We start from the raw sequence: 16,872 nt of genomic DNA, 5'->3' as shown, positions 1-16,872 counted from the left end.
TTAATGATTTTATTAATTGCAAGAATTTTTACATCACTATTGCAAGGAATTTAGCAGTTTTATTGTTTAATGCTTCCATTGCATGTTCATATGTTGAATCAAAAAATACTGAGTCTCCTTTTTCGAGTATTATCTCATTTTCGTGAATGTACAACTTCAAAGAGCCCATTATAACATAGTTAAACTCCTGACCGGGATGTGAGTTGGTTGATGGTTTGCTGCCATCAGCTCTAGGTTCAACTGTCACAACGAATGGCTCCGCTTTTTTGTGAATGAATTTTTCGGCGAGGTTCTCGTACTTGTACTGTTTTCTCCTATCAACCTTGACACCCTTCCCCTTCCTTGTCACGGTGAATATATGCATTCTGGTTTCTTCACCGGTAAGTAAAAGGCCCATGTCCACATTCAACTTGTGGGCAATTTCATACAGAATACTTGCAGGGATGTCATAGATCCCATCTTCATACTGTTTGTAAGTTTCAATTGGTATGTTCAGATATTGTGCCATCTCCTCGGCACCAATTTCAGACAGTTCTCTCAACTCTGAAATACGTAAAGCAATTTCTCTCATTTTTTCTTTCATGTTGAAACCTCATCTAGCTCTCAAAATGACAATGTGAATTTAATATATGAATTTTATATTTGATTGTTATAATTATGGCATTCCTACTATATTTTTTGATGGTTTGACAATTTAATTCAAAACCCAGTCTTTGGCTTATTTTTTACCGAGTTTAATACTTTGGTAAATTCAATTCATCAAGCAACAATACAAAGATGATCTCATAGATCATCTGTTTTCCTGTTTGTTGTTTTTTAATTTTTTAAAACATATTAGTTCTACCCAATAATATTGTATTCTCATTTGTTCCTATTTTTGATCATTAAATAATACAAAAAGGATTAAATTATAATGATTGTTAATGACAATTTATGAAAATCTGATATATATAATGATCGTAGAACATTATCGTTAGAAAATTTTTTTTATTCTAGGAGAAGTTAAATAAAGTTTATATTATATGATTTATACTGTATAAACTACAATAATCTTTTTTAAATAAGAATGAATAACAAAGCATGAATAAAATTAACAGATAAAACAGTAACAATGATACTAAATGGAAAACTTGCAAGTTTAACCTGTGATTTTAGTTTTAATTGAGGACACACTATGAACATATATGCCGTCATATCTCTGCTCGCATCGGTGATATGCATCTTTTTAGGGAACTTCATTTACTACAAGAATCCTAAAAGCCAACTAAATAAGCTGATTGCAATTTTATGTATATTTGTTGGATTTCTGGCTTTCACAGAATTTGGATATCGGCAGGCTGAAAATGCAAGCACCGCTTACTTCTGGTTAAAATTAAGTACCTTATGGCCATTTGTACCTGCTTTACTGCTGCATATAGCATTAATCTTCACAGAAAAACGCGACTTCCTTAAAAGTAAAATGATTTACCTGGTGTATCTACCCGCCATAATACTCTCGGGGCTGGGACTCACAACTGATCTAATCATAAACGGAGCTTTAAGAGAATATTGGGGTTGGACCTACACCGTGCCATTTGATCCAACTTTATTTGGGATAATGAGTCTATGGAGTATGTTTGGAGGGTTCACAGCTGCCGCCCTATTCTTCTTATATTACTCGAAGACCACAAAACCCATGGAAAAAAAGCAGACCAAGTACATATTCATAGGTCTCTACATTCCCCTAATTATTAGCTTAATAAGCGATCTTATTTTCCCATTGGTATCAATAAGAGTTCCAGAACTCACAATGACAAGTATAACTATAGGACTCCTGTTTATTGCTTACGGAATCTATAAGTATCATTTCCCTATTCTTACACCTGCAATGGCTGCAGATAAAATAATAGCCACCATGTCTAACTTCCTTATCATATTAAACCCTAAAAAAAGGATAGTAACAGTGAACAACGCATCTTTAAAACTTTTAGGATACTCTGAAGAAAAAATTAAGGGTAAACCATTACAATTTATTTTTAAGGATGAAAAAACGTTAGATAAGATTTTAAAAAATTTAAATGAAGATCAGATGGAAAATGGAGACGTAAAAACTTTTGAAACCAAATTAAAGGCAAAAAATAACAAAATTATACCCGTACTCCTGTCTGTATCAGGTATTAAAATCATAGACGATGAGCCACTTGGAATTGTATGTATTGGAAGTGATTTAACTGAAAAGAAAAATATGATGACGGCGCTTCACAAAACTGAGGAACTCTACAAAACTTTGGTAAAAACAGACCCTGATTCTGTTGTTACAACAGATATGGCAGGTAAAATTACCTACTTATCCCCAAGAGCCCTTGAAATGCACGAATATGAAACCCCTGATGAACTGCTTGGGAAAAACATCCTTGAATTAATAACCCCTGAAGACCACCAAAAAGCCGGTTTAGACATGCAAAAAACCATCCAAAGGGGCATTTTAAGAAATTTAGAGTACATTATGAAGAAAAAGGATGGTAAACAGTTTATAGGAGAATTAAATGCAACACTTATTAAAAACATTGACGGAGAACCCTTTGCATTCCTGACAACAACCAGAGACATAACACATCACAAAAAAACAGAAGCACAGATAAAAGCTTCCCTTGAAGAGAAGGATGTTCTCTTAAAGGAAATCCACCACCGTGTTAAAAACAACCTCCAAATTGTCTCAAGCCTCCTGAACCTTCAGTCTGGTTACATTGAAGATAAAGAAGCTCAGAATGTTTTTAAAGAAAGTCAAAATAGGGTTAAATCCATGGCAATGATCCATGAAAAATTATACCAATCAGAAAACTTTGCACGCATCAACTTTGGGGATTACATCAAAAACCTGGCATCAGGACTGTTCAGCTCATATGGAGTAAATATAACCGTTATTAAGCTTAAAATAAATGTTGACAGTATATTACTGGACATAAACACAGCAATCCCCTGCGGACTCATTTTAAACGAACTTGTGACCAACTCAGTGAAACATGCATTTCCCAAAGGGATGCATGGAGAAATAGAAATCGGTTTTTTTAGAAATAATAATGATGAAAACGTTTTAACTGTGATTGATACAGGTATAGGTTTCCCGGAAGATATGGACTTTAGAAATACAGATACTTTAGGAATGCGTTTAATAACAAGCCTAACAGACCAAATTGACGGGGAATTAGAACTTATAACTGAAGGAAGGACCGAATTCAGGATTACTTTTACATGATGGGAATTGTTTCGTGTTCTAGTGTTTCATGTCTACTCCTAGATAATATTAATCTTTTTTTATAAGAATTGGATTTACATTTGACTTGGGATATGCTTAAAAACTGTCCAAAATCTAGCTAAATACTGATTAAAACCCTTAAAAACTGTTTTTAAAACTGTTTTTAAAACTGCTTATTTACATCACATCCCAATCACAGATATCTTGGATTATGCGAAGTTAAATTAAATTACCTTAAGGATCATATTAAGCATGGAGGAGTTTTAATGGATTTAGAAATTAAAATTGTTAAATTAGAGGTTCCAGATGACTGCAACATAATCCTTGGACAGAGCCATTTCATAAAAACAGTTGAAGACCTTTATGAAGCTATTTTTAACACAGTTCCCCAGGCAGAGTTTGGTATCGCTTTTGGAGAGGCATCAGGCGACTGTCTTGTAAGATGTGCTGGCAACAACAAAGAGCTGGTGAAAATTGCCAGCAACAAGATGCTTGAAATCGGGTGCGGACACTCGTTTCTCATATACCTCAAAAATGCCTTTCCAATCAACGTCACACAACGTATAAAAAGCGTGCCAGAAGTTGTAAACCTATTTTGTGCCACATCTAACCCCGTTGAAGTTTTAATAGTTGAAACGGAGCAGGGTAGAGGCATAATTGGAGTTGTAGATGGATTTATACCTAAAGGAATTGAAACTGAAGAAGACGTGAATCAGAGGAAAGCCTTCCTTAGAAGCATCGGTTACAAATTCTGACCGATACTAAAACCTTCAATTTTAGGATAATAAACCTATAAATTCACTATTTTTTTATTTAATAAAGCCCCATAGACCTTCTTTTTTCAACACTGAAAGTTTCTGTGAAAAAAATTTATACTTTTAGCTACAAAAATATTATCAGATAAAAAAATCCAATGGTTAAGAAGGGGGTTAATTATGGGAGAATCAACTGTGCTTTTTCGTAGAAGTGGTGGAAATAAGAGAACAGGTGAAGATGAGTTTGAAGTAAGTGATGAATATGTTAAACTTCAAGATAAAGGTCAGGGATTGTTGGTAATAAATTTCAGAGCTCCAAAAGAAAATTTAAAGGATATTTATGAATTTTTTGACAATATAGATGACATGGAACCTTTATACATGAATATAGCAGGTACTGGTGAAATTGAGCACTATTTCAGGGGTGTTTCTCCCATAAACGAGGAAGAAGAGGAAGGATGGTATAAATTCGGTGTTACAGTGCAACATTTAAGAAAGTTAATTTAATACATAATCTATTCCTTAACCTCTTAAACAGAATATTTTTTGAAAATTATGGGAATATCATCGGGATATTCAAATACAAATGTATTTTCCATACCTGCCAGCTTTTCAACATGTTCAGCATCCGCCCGGGTTATCTTAAGATCGAGATCACGCCCGTTTGGGAGTTTAGTGGTCACTGTTCCCTCTCGAAAGTCTGTGGGCATTATGTAAATGGGTGTTGATGTTTTTTGACCCATAATAGCTGCATTTGTAAGTAGAGTATCTGCTATACGCAACGAAATTTTTGCAACAGTGTTAGAAGTAGCAGGAGCCAGAAGTAAGAATTCAAAACTTCCAAGCTGTATTTGGCCGGCTAAAAATGGTGCATTAGCATTTATTTCAGTCCAAGTTTTGTCAAATATTGTTTCAAGCGTATTGGATAAGTTGTAGTACTTCAACACCTGGTCCCCTGCCTTTGAAACGAAAACCCTTACATCAAATTCTTTTTTATATTTTTCCTTCATTTTTTCCATGATTTCCACTGTTTCAACTAATTTCTCACCACTTCCAGTGATGCCCCATGCTATCTTCCTTCTTTTCCCTTTTTTTATCATAAGAAATTTTATGTTTTTACTACATAAATCTATTTTTCCATTAAGTAAAATTTGATTCTACAAATTTCTACTAATAGTTCTACAAAAATTATATAACCTAAAGTAGAGAGTTACTAATGAATAGTTAAAGATCATGTGGGATAAACGCATTAAAAATCCCAAATTGAATTAAAAAACTGAAATTAGAACTATTCTTTACTTTATGGGGGTGTTCCAAATAAAATCCACGAAAAATCACGAAACTCCATGTGAAGGAGATGAAAACAGCAAAAAAAATCCTGAAAAGATAGAAACATGCTACTTCTGCAATAAGAAATTCGATATAAACAAGGATGATTCAAGCCACTACAAATACGATAAATACCCAATGTGCGATTACTGCTCCCGATTCTATGGTTTTTATGATTAACTTCTATTAACCTTTATTTCTATTAAATTTCATTAAAAATTATATTCCTTCTTAAACAATTTAAAACAATTTATATTATATCTAATACTTATTTTATTGATAAACGAATTTTAACGTCAAAATTAAAAAAATAACGATGCAAAGAGTATCAAGAACAAAAAAAACGAAAAAGTATGGGAATGATAAAATAAAATGGTAAAAATTTTCAGGATTTCAAATGGTCTTTAACTAGTGTTATACCCCATTCAGCCATTTTTTTAGCGTCTGCATGTTTTTGGGCCTCTGCAAAACATCTGAATATTGGCTCTGTTCCTGAAGGTCTTATTATAACCCAGCCATCCTCTGTGAATATTTTAACACCGTCAGTTGTATCAACTTCATGTTTTTGGGTTGCCTCTGCGATCTTATTCATGACCTCAACTTTGCGGTTGTCTGGACATTCTACCTTCATCTTCTCTGAATAATATAATGGGAGTTCAGATATAAGTTTTGAAAGTGGTTTTTTCTCCTTTGCAATTATCTCAACGATTTTAGCCGTTGCAAGTGCTGCATCCCTTCCGTAGACAAAGTCTGGGAAGATTAAGCCACCATTTTCTTCACCGCCGAAGAGGCCATTCACATTTTTAAGTTCCCTTGCAACAACCAAATCTCCAACTTTGGTTGCTATAACTTCACCACCGTATTCTTTTGCTATGTCGTAGATTGCAGATGATGTTGCAACCGTTGTAACAATGGTACCTCCTCTGTTTTCCATCAGCATGTGTTTTTCAACCAGAGTGAAGGTCTTGTCACCAAAAACGAAGTTCCCCTTCTCATCTATACATATTGTACGGTCCGCATCACCATCGTGGGCTATCCCAAGGTCTGCTCCTGTTGCTTTAACAACTTTCATGAGCTCTTCAAGGTTTTCTGCCGTTGGTTCCGGGTTTCTTCCTGGGAAATATCCATCGGGCTGACAGTTCATAGTGGTAACATCACACCCCAGCCTTCTTAAAAGATATGGCGTTGTAAAGCATGCTGCACCACTTCCACAGTCCACAACAACCTTCAACTTCGCATCCGCAATTGCACCGCTGTCAACACGGTCTATAACATTTTCAATATATTCCTCTATGATTCCAGAGTTTTCTGAAATTTCCCCTATCTTGTTCCATGACACACGATCGGGGTTTTCATCAAAAAACATGCCTTCTATTTTTTCTTCCATATCCTCGGGGATTCCTATCCCATCTGAATCCACGAACTTTATTCCATTATATTTTGGAGGATTGTGAGAAGCTGTTATCATCACCCCGCCATCATAATAATTTCTAACAGCAAACTGAACTGTAGGAGTTGGTAGAACTCCCAGATCAATGACGTCACAACCAGATGATAGGAGACCTGAAATTACTGCATGTTTTATCATACTTGTGGATGTTCTTGTGTCTCCCCCAACAGCCACTTTACCCTTTACAATTGTTCCATATGCCGCTGCGAGTTTTGATGCGAATTCAGGCGTTAATTCTTTATTAGCAATTCTTCTAACCCCAAAGGTTCCAAATAAACGTTTCATATCTGCACTTCCTTCAAAATCATAAAACTAATTTCACTGCTCAAATGATGTATCCTATTAGTTTATGCATGTTTTTATATAAAGAATTCATCTGTACCGTTATCAATATTAGGGTATTTCTCAAAAAGTTTAATGAAAAACTTTGATTTCGGTACGCTTCAAAATTAACAGACATGTATAATGACCGCAAAAATGACCGAAAAATAATAGTTAATGCTTATTTTCCTTAAATCTATATAAAATGTCCATATTCCATGCATTTTAATATTGAATGACATATCTAATATACACATTTCAAGATCGTTAATAATTTTGATAACTATATTTGATAATTTATATATCATTATGATGGATAGGAAATTAAAATGAAATTAATAACAATAATTCCCGCTTATAACGAAGAAGTAGCCATAAAAAATGTTGTAGAAACTGCTTTAGCGTATTCTGATGTTCTGGTGGTTGACGACGGCTCAACAGATAGGACTTCCCAACTTGCAAAGGAAGCTGGTGCAGAAGTATTTAAACATCCACAGAATGAAGGTAAAGGCGCTGCCATAAAAACAGGTCTTAAAACTGGATTGGAACATGGATACAATACTTTTGTTGTGCTCGATGGAGACGGCCAACATGACCCCAACGATATTCCATCCTTAACTTCTGCCATTAATGGAGCAGAGGTTGTAATAGGTTCTAGATTCAAAAAAAACTTACCAGAAAACATACCTATACAAAGAAAGCTTTCAAATGCCATTACAACCAAATTTATGCGTTATGTAACAGGTTACACTCTTACAGACAGCCAATGTGGATTTAGAGCAATTTCAAATGATGCTGCAAAATTATTTTTAGACATAAAATACGATGATTATGTCTATGAATCGGAAATGTTTTATGTGGCATCAAAAAATAATATAACCATCGAAGAAGCATCAATATCCTGTAAGTACGGTGATGAAAAATCATATGTCACATGGAGAAGTGTATTGAACTATATTTTCTTCATTTTAATGATTCTTTTAAGGAAATTAAAGGAGAGTATTAAACTTTGAAACAGTTATACGTTCTTTTTGTTAGTTTAATCCTTTTAGTTTTGCTGGTACTGTGGATAGGTCCATCGAACATAATCACTGCAGTGAAAACAGCAAATATCTGGCTTATCTTGCTTGCAGTTTTAATCCATCTTGTTGTCATAGGTGTGAGGTCTGTGAGGTGGGGTTTCATAATAAAACAGCCCTATGAATTCAAAAAAAATTACGTTGTAAAGACTATTGGACTTTTTGCAGGAAATTTCAGTCCTGCTAGAACTGCAGGAGAACTCATGAATGCAGTGGCAGGCAAAAGGATCAACAAGATAAGTTTATCAGAGGGACTTTCAGCAGGGCTTACTGAAAGATTCTTTGACATTATAATATGTGCCATACTACTTATTTTAGCATCCTATTTTATGCCCAAAATACGTTATATGGCATTAATTGGAGGATTAGCGTCATTTACTGTTGTTTTACTTATTTACTTCATAAATTGGAGGGAAGATAGCAGTTTATGGATATATGAAAAAATTCACCCATTAATAAGCAGGTTACCTATTAAAAAGGAAGTACTTGATAACCTGTACACCAAATTCACAACAGGATTGAGGGGAATGATCGAGTACACCAATTCCTTCAGCAACTTCAAAAACCTTTCATTTGTATTTACGTTGTCCGCAGTTTCTTGGCTGCTCGAATGTATCCGACTTTTAACTGTTTTCTACGCATTCAACGTTAAAATAAGTTTTTCAGCCATTGTGATCATATTCCTACTTGCTAACATAGTCGGCATCGTAACGGCCCTTCCTGGAGGAATGGGATCCATAGAAATATCTCTCACAGGTTTGTTTGTGTTATTTGGAGTTTCTGGATCTTTAGCGGGCAGTATCGCCCTGGTCGATAGGTTAGCATCTTTCTGGGTTGTAAGTGTCCTTGGAATAATTTTCGCATCCTACTACGCAAGGGACATCCTCGGTGAGATCAAAAGGTACACCCTGGATCTGAAGACTTCTAAATGATTAATTTGACCCTCTTTATATTTTATAAAATTAATCGTAAAATCACTTAAAAACAGCATCACTTAAAAAATTATATTATGTCTAAAATTTATGTCTAAACTTACCAAAAAAAATACTAAGAAATTACCTTCAGAGATTTGGAATCCTTCAATATCAATTCAGTGCTGCCTTTGTACTCACTTACAGTACCCACAACATTTATTCGCTGCTTATCCATACTTTGAACAGTTAAATTTTGTTCTTTTTGAAGATCAGTTGCTGTGCTGTCAAAAATAACCAAGGTAGTCTTTCCTGTACCCTCCATTAGATCAAGAAAATATGTGTTGCTGCCCTTGGCTTTACCAATGTTTTCAACAACACCTTCAACCGCCACATCTTCGTCGAGCATTCCCCTGCTTATATCACTTATTTTTACCTCCCGAGGCATTATCTGTCCCGCAAAAAATATCATTCCAACCAATCCAATGATCGATGTTATGAGGGCGATCCTGAATATGTAATGGTCTTCCATCTAGTTTCCCCGTTTTTTTTGAGTTAAGTCAGTGCCATATATCTTAATTTTAAAGAATTTTTATTATCTTGTTAGATTATAATTAATAATACTATTTATATTTTTAGTAATAATAAATATAAATTTTAACTTAATTTTAAAACAACACTAAAAACAATGTTTTTTTAAAACTTTTAAAACTTCAATGTTAAAAATCGTTTTAACGAATCTTATAGAGTTTAAACAAATTATAAAGGATTAAAATAAGACTAAAAAATTTTTTAATTTTCGTTAAGATATTAAAAGTTAAACTAATTGCAATAAAATTTAATAGACAGTTAGTTTTAATGCAAAAAAAGGAAGTTTACAACGTTAAACAGTTTTAAATAATAACTTTAAAATTCATAACGTTTCAAATCAGGTAATTGATAGTTAAACATGGTTTAAATACATAAAGCCACTTTAAAATTAAGTAGTAAATTAAAAGTAAAAAGTGTTTAAAGTTTTTTTTAAACTTCTTTAAACATGGAGTCAACCCTTTCAACAGTATCAATATCATCAAGACCAATATCTTCTCTTATCCTCTTGACAACAGGGAACCTCAAGGAGTAACCGCTCTCGTATTCTGGACTTTTCACTATTTCACTGTAGGCAATCTCAAGAATTATTGAAGGAGTTATTTCAACCTTTCGACCCATCTTCTTCACAATAAGCGGTTCAACCATTCTGGAAAGTTCAATTAACATGTTATCATCCAGTCCTGTTGCTGCATGGGCTAAAGTTTTGAAATCATTGTTTTCATCCCTAACCGCAAGTAAATAAGAACCTATAACATGAGCCCTCCTCCCTTTGCCGTAGGTTCCGCCAACAATAACAAGATCAAGAGTTTCAGGTACTGCCTTTAATTTAAGCATTTTTTTACCCCGTATACCAGGCATATATGGTGCATGTGGATCCTTTATCATTATACCCTCATGCCCACCTTTTATGGATGCTGTAAAAAGATCTTCAGCCTTCCATATTTCTTCAGGTGTTGTTTTGACCTGGCTGGAAAGTTCAAGCTTGTGTTCTGTAACAGTTACAATTGATTCAAGTATCCTTCGCCTCTCCTCAAACGGAGTATCAATCTGAGGCCCATCGTAGTAAAGAACGTCAAATAAATAGAGTTTCAGAGGAACCTTCTCCCTCATCTTCTCAATATCATACTTCCTCCTAACCCTCTGGAGTATGTACTGGAATGAAATTGGTTTTCCATCTCGGGTAACAATTATTTCACCTTCAACAATGAAGTCACAGGCAGGTAACGATTTTCTTATGTATTCAACGATTTCAGGTACTGCATTTGAAATGTTTTCAAGTCTTCGGGTGAATATGTTGATATCATCTCCCAATCTGTGAATCTGAACCCGTATACCATCATATTTTGTTTCACAGAGAGCCCATCCCATTTCTTCTACGCTGATTTTGATACCTGGTGATAACTGTGCAAGCATGGGTTTAACAGGCTTTCCGGGTTTCAGAGTAAGTTTTCCAAGTCCTTCCTCACCTTCTTCCTTTGCTACCTCTGCAACAAGCCCCAGATCGTTTGTGAGCATGTGTGCCCGCTCAACAGCGGTTTTTTCAACTTCAAATGCCTCTGAAATGGCATCTTTTATTGTTCCCTCACCCACTCCAACTCTTAACTCTTCTAAAACTGTTCTTGTTATGTATTTGGCCTCTTTAGGTGATGCAGATGAGAATAACTCCCTTAAAATTTCCATCTTCTTATTTTGGGCTCTGTTTCCCGATATCTTTGTTATCTTTATTAAGTTGCTGTGAACCTTCTCAATGGTTAATGGTTGCCTTGCAAAAAGAGTTGACTGCTGCTTTCTTTTGAGGAGTGTCTCTGCAGCCAGGCCTATATCCCCTGCATCCCTCGTCATGTTTTCAACATCATCAGGGCCCACACCAGCAACCAGAGATATTGCTTTCATAAGAAGTTTAGAACCCAATCCGAGTTCTTCCTCACTCCATGTTGGAAATATTCTTCCAAGTGACATCAAAGTAACAATTGGGAGAAGTTCAGGCTCTTCGTTTCCCATGATCTTAAAGAACTTCGCTAAAATTGAGGTTTTCTCAAGCCGTTTAGTTGTGGAATCCAATGCTTCATAAACTTCCACAAGCTCCATATATTTCATATTGATTTTTGAATTCATAATATCTCCACCTGCTCCACAACTTTATCATAGCTATCACAAACAGGTTAATCAGATTTTTAATTTTTCGAAATTTTTTTTAAACAGTTTTTGAGGCTGTCCGGTACCTATTTTTTAACAGTACAATTTTACTTATTTCTGAGTTTAAGGCCATATTTACCATATTTTTTTCAGATTTTGAATTATTGGACAGCCTTTAGATTAAAATTGGACAAACTTTAGATAAAAAAATATCTTTTAATTTGGAAAATGAAATTACTTTTGTTAGAAACTTTTTAAACCTCTTTAAAGTTTGTTTATAATTAGTTTTTAGTTATATTTGTTGTATTATCTATCTAAGTTTATTGCTTTAATTAATTGTTTTATTATAATCTAAAAATAATAATCAGAAATAATGAGAATTTTTGAATGTTAAAAAAAGAAGACTTTTTAAAATTGTTTTTTTAAAAATTGAAATCCATTTAAGACAATTCCCCTAAAAATAGAACAAACTTTTTAGTAAAATTTTAATTTAATTATTTGAAGCTCAGTTAATTATCTGAAACCTAGTATTCTAATTCCTTAAATTTAATCTGAAATTTAGTACCATTATTTTGTACAAGATCTATTGTACCATTTAACTGTTTTACAAGAGTTTTTACAAGTTTTAAACCGATTCTATTGGTACTTTCAAAGTCTAAACCTTCCGGGAAACCTACTCCATTGTCTTCAATAGTTAATACACAGTTTCCATAGTCGTCTCTGTTAAAATCAATGCAAATTTTGCCATTAATTCCTTTGGGAAATGCATACTTTATGGAATTTGTAACCAGTTCATTTGAAATGAGTCCACATGGAATAGCCGTATAAATATCTAGTATGCTATCAAAAGTTATATCAAACTTTATAATATTCTCATCAACCCCATAAGAGTCTATTATACCTTTTATAAGGTTTCTTATGTACTCTGAGAAGTCAATTATTCCAAAGTCATCTGACTGGATAAGCCCATCATAAATCATAGAAATTGATTTAACACGGCTTTTGCTATCCAAACTTTCACTATTATTAGTATGTTCTATATCTAATTGAAGTTGGAACAAGTCAGCTATCATTTGCATGTACTTAGTGACCCTTTCATGGATCTCTTCCAACAACATCTCTTTCTCCTCAAGAGCTGCACTTATATCGTTTTGACTTTTTTTACGTTCTGTAATGTCCTTTGAAACATTCAAAAATCCTGCGAGGTTTCCATTTGAATCAAGCATTTTGGTTACCCTAACATCCATCCAAACTTTGGAACCATCCTTCCGCATGCATTCATTTTCCTTCACACAATCCTTTCCATTTAATACATGGTCTAAATCCCTTTCAAACTGTTTTTTATCTGTATTATGGCAAATTAGTGCCATATCACTTCCAATTGCCTCTTCAGGAGAGTAGCCAAAGATAGAACTTGCACCTTTATTCCAGTAAATAATTTTCCCATGGAGATCCGTTACAATAACAGAGTCCCAAACATTTTCCAAAATATTTGCCTGGAACCTAATCCGTTTTTCTGATTCATTTCTCTGGGTTATATCACGAATTATAGAAGTTATGTACCTCTTTCCATTGATCTTCCATGTGGAAAGGGAAATATCAATGGGAAACTTGCTTCCATCCTTTCTTAAACCCAAAATTTCGTGCATATTCCCTATAAAAGTGTATTTATTGTCTATGTTGTATCGTTCAAAACCTTTTTCAAAATTAAGCCTTGTTTCTTCAGGCACCAGCATTTCAACCTGTTTTCCAGCTAATTCTCCTTTTTTATAACCATATAAGGATAGTGCGGCATCATTACAGAATGTTAACTTACCAGATGAATCAGCTATAAAAATTGCGTCACTTGCAGTTTCTGCAAGAGTTCGGAATTTCTTTTCACTTTCCTTTAACTTTCTTTCAGATTCCTTAAGATCTGTGATGTCCCGCCCAGAAGCCTGAATTTCAGCAATGTCACATTTATCTTTGAATATAACACTGTAATACCACCGTATCCACTTCATTTCCCCATTTGAGTATTTCCAAACGTCTTCGGTCATTCCCTTGTAATTTTTCTTGCTAATTGACTTTATGAATTCTTCAATTCTTCTACGACCATCTACTGATAAAAAATCAAAGAAACTGCTTCCTATTATGGGTTCCTTATCTACACCAAAAAATTTGCATTGGGCTTCATTAACAAATGTTAAAGTTCCATCTGGCAGAAAACGGCTTATCATGTCTTTTTGATCTTCCACAATAGCACGGTACCTTTCTTGACTCAACATAAGTGATTTTTCAGCCTTTTTACGCTCGGTAATATCTATAAATGATGCTATACTTTTTTTTGTACCCGGAATGGTTGCTATGGTTATAAAAGCATCTCCAATACTGCCATCTTTTTTTTTGAATCGGAATTCATAGTTGCGGGGGGCAGACTTTGGATTAATCATCCTCAAATTATGGTATTTATCGACTCTTTCAGAATCTTCATCAGAAATTATATCTAACCATTTTTTACCGTCTAAATCCTTTTGCAAGTAACCTGTGAGCTTTTGAAATTCATTATTTACCAGCGTTATCGATGCGTCCTCATCTAAAAATAGAGTTGCAGCCCCCGTATTCTCGAATATTGCCCGATAATAAGCTTCTGATTCAAACAAATCTCTTTCTTTTTTTCCATGCAGTTCTGGAAGTCTTTTGGATCCGCTCATAAAAAACCTCAACTAATTTAACAGGATTATGTTTTTAGTTATTATCTTTTAGATATTATATCTTTTGAAATTCATTTTAAAGTTAAATTTAATACATTCAAATTATAATAACTAAACGTACTTTTATGGATTTTAAGGACTTCAATAAAACTTTAGCTTATTAGAATCTTGGTTTAAATTCTTTAAAACTCCTTAAATAATGGTTAAAAGCCTATACACACATCAAAACCCCATTCTGTGGCAAGATTTTATTCAATGAAATAAAACTTTAGTTTATTAGGATTCCAACTTAAATTCTTTAGCACTCCTTAAATAGTGGTTAAAAAGTCTGTTTCCCCATGAAATTGCCTCTTCACCATCACAATTTTCATTTTCACTGATTAAAAAAACGTTAACATCGTAGGATCCTTCAGTTGAAAAAAGTCCCATGGAAATGAAGTTATCTCCCATTGTGAAGAAAATTTTCATACCATCGTTTACAATCCATAATTTGAGATCTCCTGCCAAAATTGGTTTTTTCAGTTTTTCAACGCCGACCATTCCAATAAACTTGTTCAAAACCTCCTCGGTGAGTATAAGATCAAGTTTAACATTATTTTCAATGACTTTAAGGAATAATTCTGCAATCTGAGGATAAAACACCGATGATAGATGTTTAACATTTTTTGTTTTTGATAAAAGATTTGAAAGGGTTGTATGCGGTTTTAATATGTCTATAGATGTTGATTTTACGGTATAAGCATTGCTCAAACAGCCAATATCTTTAATAAGGCTCTGAGGAATAGACTTTATCTCATGGTTCAAAAACAGACATTTACAGGTGTTCACGGAATTAACGGCCCTCGTTGTGTCTATTATCTTATTGGTCAATATTTCCCCGGTCTGAGAAAGTGAATATTGCCCTGACTCCCTAAAGACAAGTTCTTTCTCCCTAAGTTGATTCATTCCATGTAGAATTGTGGATGGGCTACGATGAATGTCACTCCTAAGATCCGCAAGGTTCTTCGGCCCCTCAGTCAAGCTTATGAGTATTTTTGCCCGAACCTCAGATGCTGTGAAAAACTTCATATCATCCTTAGTATTCTCATAGATCTCAAATATATCCTCAATATCCACCATATTTCACCGATAATTTAATTATGCAACTTCAATTCAAAATCACTTTTTATGTATCAATTAATTTTTATGTAGTAGTTAACAATAACTGATTATAAAGTTTTGTATTAACTGGGGATTAGGGAATACCGTTATCAATTATTAAAAATATTCCTGCTCTTACTAATTTTCTTTCATAATATTTAACTGACAAATTTTATTCTTAAAATTTAGAAAAAATAGATCAATATAATCGTAATTCAATTAATTTTAATCGACTTTAGTACATAGAAATAAAAAAAATAGAAATTTAATTTATAGAAAAACTTTAGATTTATAATACCTAAATTTTGATTCTAATTCATGAAAAGATTTTAATTCATGAAAAAAACTTCTGTTTGGATTCAGCAGAAGTTAAATGAACCTTTCAAACCTCACCTTGGAAACCTTACATATAGGGCAGATTTCAGGCGGTTCTTCCCTTGCACAGAGGTATCCGCAAACCTTACACCTCCAAACAGGCATTTTCAGGGTAGATATAGTTTCAGTAGCTTGTTGCGCCTTTAATTTTGCACGTTCCTCTACACGTTCATCAGGAGAAGGTCTTCTCTCAGGTATGGATGTTAACTTATCCTCACCGCTCAAAATTTTCCCTGAAACGTACAGCCCACAGTAACAGGCACCATAATCCGTTAGATCGGGGTCTCTGTAATCACATGGGCAGACAATATCATAATCTTCCGTTTTATCCCCCGATGCCAGCCTGCAGGGGCATGCACCATAGCCGTAGCGTTTCTCGTTTACGATTATACTTCTCAAAAGTTCCTTTGTGAAATCCACATCAGGATTGAGGTGATATCCTACAGATTCTATTTGTTTTTTAAGCTTTTTGTAAAATACATCGACCTCATCATCGGTGATGTCTGATACACCACTCATGCCAGGTTCTCCTTGATTTCATCCTCTTTGAATCCAACTATGACTTTTTCATCGTTGACAACAAGTGTTGGGAAAGAAAGTTGTGGATTCCATTTTTTAATTTCTTCTACGATCTCCGTCCTCTCATCTCCTTTTAAGAGATCAACGTATATGTAATCATATTCTGTTCCAAGTTCTTCAATTAACATTCTGGTTTTTTTACACCATTGACATGTACTTAAAGCAAAAAGAACTAATTTACCCTTATTTTCACCATCTACGTGCTGCATTGGCATATCTTAACCCCCGTAACAGATGTAATTTTTTTATATAACTTTCAAGGAACATACTAAAATATT

15 protein-coding genes are annotated in these 16,872 nt (G+C 34.1%); 6 read left to right on the top strand and 9 right to left on the bottom strand.

Features of this window, described 5'->3' with window-relative positions; all coding sequences use genetic code 11:
* Positions 1-28 precede the first annotated feature (28 nt).
* Entirely contained in the window at positions 29-583 is a 555-nt protein-coding gene (locus tag MSWAN_RS00915) for a helix-turn-helix domain-containing protein (RefSeq protein WP_013824733.1), read from the bottom strand.
* Positions 584-1,174: 591 nt separating this feature from the next.
* Between MSWAN_RS00915 and MSWAN_RS12145 the strand changes: the two genes are divergently transcribed.
* From MSWAN_RS12145 to MSWAN_RS00900, 3 genes are all read left to right on the top strand, one after another.
* Positions 1,175-3,235, top strand: a complete 2,061-nt coding sequence (locus MSWAN_RS12145) for a PAS domain S-box protein (protein ID WP_013824732.1) — start codon at positions 1,175-1,177, stop codon at positions 3,233-3,235.
* 266 nt (positions 3,236-3,501) lie between these two features.
* On the top strand, positions 3,502-3,990 hold the full coding sequence (locus tag MSWAN_RS00905) for an adenosine-specific kinase (RefSeq protein ID WP_013824731.1): 489 nt from the start codon (positions 3,502-3,504) through the stop codon (positions 3,988-3,990).
* A gap of 180 nt (positions 3,991-4,170) precedes the next feature.
* Positions 4,171-4,497, top strand: a complete 327-nt coding sequence (locus MSWAN_RS00900; RefSeq protein WP_013824730.1) for a hypothetical protein — start codon at positions 4,171-4,173, stop codon at positions 4,495-4,497.
* A gap of 23 nt (positions 4,498-4,520) precedes the next feature.
* On the opposite strand, the gene afpA is transcribed toward MSWAN_RS00900, so the two are convergent.
* Positions 4,521-5,090 (bottom strand): archaeoflavoprotein AfpA, encoded by a 570-nt coding sequence (gene afpA / locus MSWAN_RS00895; protein WP_013824729.1) that lies wholly within the window; start codon positions 5,088-5,090, stop codon positions 4,521-4,523.
* A 202-nt stretch (positions 5,091-5,292) separates the two neighbouring features.
* On the opposite strand from afpA, the gene MSWAN_RS00890 reads away from it, so the two are divergent.
* Entirely contained in the window at positions 5,293-5,499 is a 207-nt protein-coding gene (locus tag MSWAN_RS00890; protein WP_013824728.1) for a hypothetical protein, read from the top strand.
* A gap of 205 nt (positions 5,500-5,704) precedes the next feature.
* Here the strand turns inward: MSWAN_RS00890 and glmM are convergent, their stop codons facing one another.
* Positions 5,705-7,054, bottom strand: a complete 1,350-nt coding sequence (gene glmM, locus MSWAN_RS00885) for a phosphoglucosamine mutase (RefSeq protein WP_013824727.1) — start codon at positions 7,052-7,054, stop codon at positions 5,705-5,707.
* A gap of 365 nt (positions 7,055-7,419) precedes the next feature.
* Here glmM and MSWAN_RS00880 point away from each other — a divergent pair, with 365 nt between their 5' ends.
* Together MSWAN_RS00880 and MSWAN_RS00875 are read left to right on the top strand one after the other, a co-directional pair.
* Positions 7,420-8,103 (top strand): glycosyltransferase family 2 protein, encoded by a 684-nt coding sequence (locus tag MSWAN_RS00880; protein ID WP_013824726.1) that lies wholly within the window; start codon positions 7,420-7,422, stop codon positions 8,101-8,103.
* Positions 8,100-9,101 (top strand): UPF0104 family protein, encoded by a 1,002-nt coding sequence (locus MSWAN_RS00875; RefSeq protein WP_013824725.1) that lies wholly within the window; start codon positions 8,100-8,102, stop codon positions 9,099-9,101. The genes MSWAN_RS00880 and MSWAN_RS00875 overlap by 4 nt, the downstream gene beginning before the upstream one ends.
* 115 nt (positions 9,102-9,216) lie before the next feature.
* Here the strand turns inward: MSWAN_RS00875 and MSWAN_RS00870 are convergent, their stop codons facing one another.
* The 6 genes from MSWAN_RS00870 to MSWAN_RS00845 form a co-directional block, all read right to left on the bottom strand.
* The gene (locus tag MSWAN_RS00870) at positions 9,217-9,612 is read right to left on the bottom strand and encodes a DNA-binding protein (RefSeq protein ID WP_013824724.1); all 396 of its coding nucleotides are present in this window, start codon (positions 9,610-9,612) and stop codon (positions 9,217-9,219) included.
* 488 nt (positions 9,613-10,100) lie between these two features.
* Complete coding sequence (locus MSWAN_RS00865; protein WP_048188151.1) at positions 10,101-11,768, bottom strand: ATP-dependent DNA ligase; 1,668 nt, start codon at positions 11,766-11,768, stop codon at positions 10,101-10,103.
* A gap of 563 nt (positions 11,769-12,331) precedes the next feature.
* Positions 12,332-14,500, bottom strand: coding sequence for a PAS domain S-box protein (locus MSWAN_RS00860; protein ID WP_013824722.1), 2,169 nt, complete (start codon positions 14,498-14,500; stop codon positions 12,332-12,334).
* Between the two features lie 276 nt (positions 14,501-14,776).
* Entirely contained in the window at positions 14,777-15,619 is an 843-nt protein-coding gene (locus MSWAN_RS00855) for a helix-turn-helix transcriptional regulator (protein WP_013824721.1), read from the bottom strand.
* Positions 15,620-16,009: 390 nt separating this feature from the next.
* Positions 16,010-16,534 (bottom strand): ferredoxin-thioredoxin reductase catalytic domain-containing protein, encoded by a 525-nt coding sequence (locus tag MSWAN_RS00850; protein WP_013824720.1) that lies wholly within the window; start codon positions 16,532-16,534, stop codon positions 16,010-16,012.
* Positions 16,531-16,809 carry a glutaredoxin family protein gene (locus MSWAN_RS00845; protein WP_013824719.1) on the bottom strand — a complete coding sequence of 93 codons (279 nt, stop codon included), beginning with the start codon at positions 16,807-16,809 and terminating at the stop codon, positions 16,531-16,533. The genes MSWAN_RS00850 and MSWAN_RS00845 overlap by 4 nt, the downstream gene beginning before the upstream one ends.
* Positions 16,810-16,872: the final 63 nt, after the last annotated feature.

Source organism: Methanobacterium paludis (genome assembly GCF_000214725.1).
GTDB classification, from domain to species: Archaea; Methanobacteriota; Methanobacteria; order Methanobacteriales; family Methanobacteriaceae; genus Methanobacterium_C; species Methanobacterium_C paludis.
This window is presented reverse-complemented; position numbering and strand designations above follow the sequence as displayed.

Excerpts from the sequence above, each read along its gene's own strand:
- MSWAN_RS00915 (WP_013824733.1), bottom strand. The coding sequence starts at position 583 with ATGAAAGAAAAAATGAGAGAAATTGCTTTACGTATTTCAGAGTTGAGA.
- MSWAN_RS12145 (WP_013824732.1), top strand. The coding sequence starts at position 1,175 with ATGAACATATATGCCGTCATATCTCTGCTCGCATCGGTGATATGCATC.
- MSWAN_RS00905 (WP_013824731.1), top strand. The coding sequence starts at position 3,502 with ATGGATTTAGAAATTAAAATTGTTAAATTAGAGGTTCCAGATGACTGC.
- MSWAN_RS00900 (WP_013824730.1), top strand. The coding sequence starts at position 4,171 with ATGGGAGAATCAACTGTGCTTTTTCGTAGAAGTGGTGGAAATAAGAGA.
- afpA (WP_013824729.1), bottom strand. The coding sequence starts at position 5,090 with ATGATAAAAAAAGGGAAAAGAAGGAAGATAGCATGGGGCATCACTGGA.
- MSWAN_RS00890 (WP_013824728.1), top strand. The coding sequence starts at position 5,293 with ATGGGGGTGTTCCAAATAAAATCCACGAAAAATCACGAAACTCCATGT.
- glmM (WP_013824727.1), bottom strand. The coding sequence starts at position 7,054 with ATGAAACGTTTATTTGGAACCTTTGGGGTTAGAAGAATTGCTAATAAA.
- MSWAN_RS00880 (WP_013824726.1), top strand. The coding sequence starts at position 7,420 with ATGAAATTAATAACAATAATTCCCGCTTATAACGAAGAAGTAGCCATA.
- MSWAN_RS00870 (WP_013824724.1), bottom strand. The coding sequence starts at position 9,612 with ATGGAAGACCATTACATATTCAGGATCGCCCTCATAACATCGATCATT.
- MSWAN_RS00865 (WP_048188151.1), bottom strand. The coding sequence starts at position 11,768 with ATGAAATATATGGAGCTTGTGGAAGTTTATGAAGCATTGGATTCCACA.
- MSWAN_RS00860 (WP_013824722.1), bottom strand. The coding sequence starts at position 14,500 with ATGAGCGGATCCAAAAGACTTCCAGAACTGCATGGAAAAAAAGAAAGA.
- MSWAN_RS00855 (WP_013824721.1), bottom strand. The coding sequence starts at position 15,619 with ATGGTGGATATTGAGGATATATTTGAGATCTATGAGAATACTAAGGAT.
- MSWAN_RS00850 (WP_013824720.1), bottom strand. The coding sequence starts at position 16,534 with ATGAGTGGTGTATCAGACATCACCGATGATGAGGTCGATGTATTTTAC.
- MSWAN_RS00845 (WP_013824719.1), bottom strand. The coding sequence starts at position 16,809 with ATGCCAATGCAGCACGTAGATGGTGAAAATAAGGGTAAATTAGTTCTT.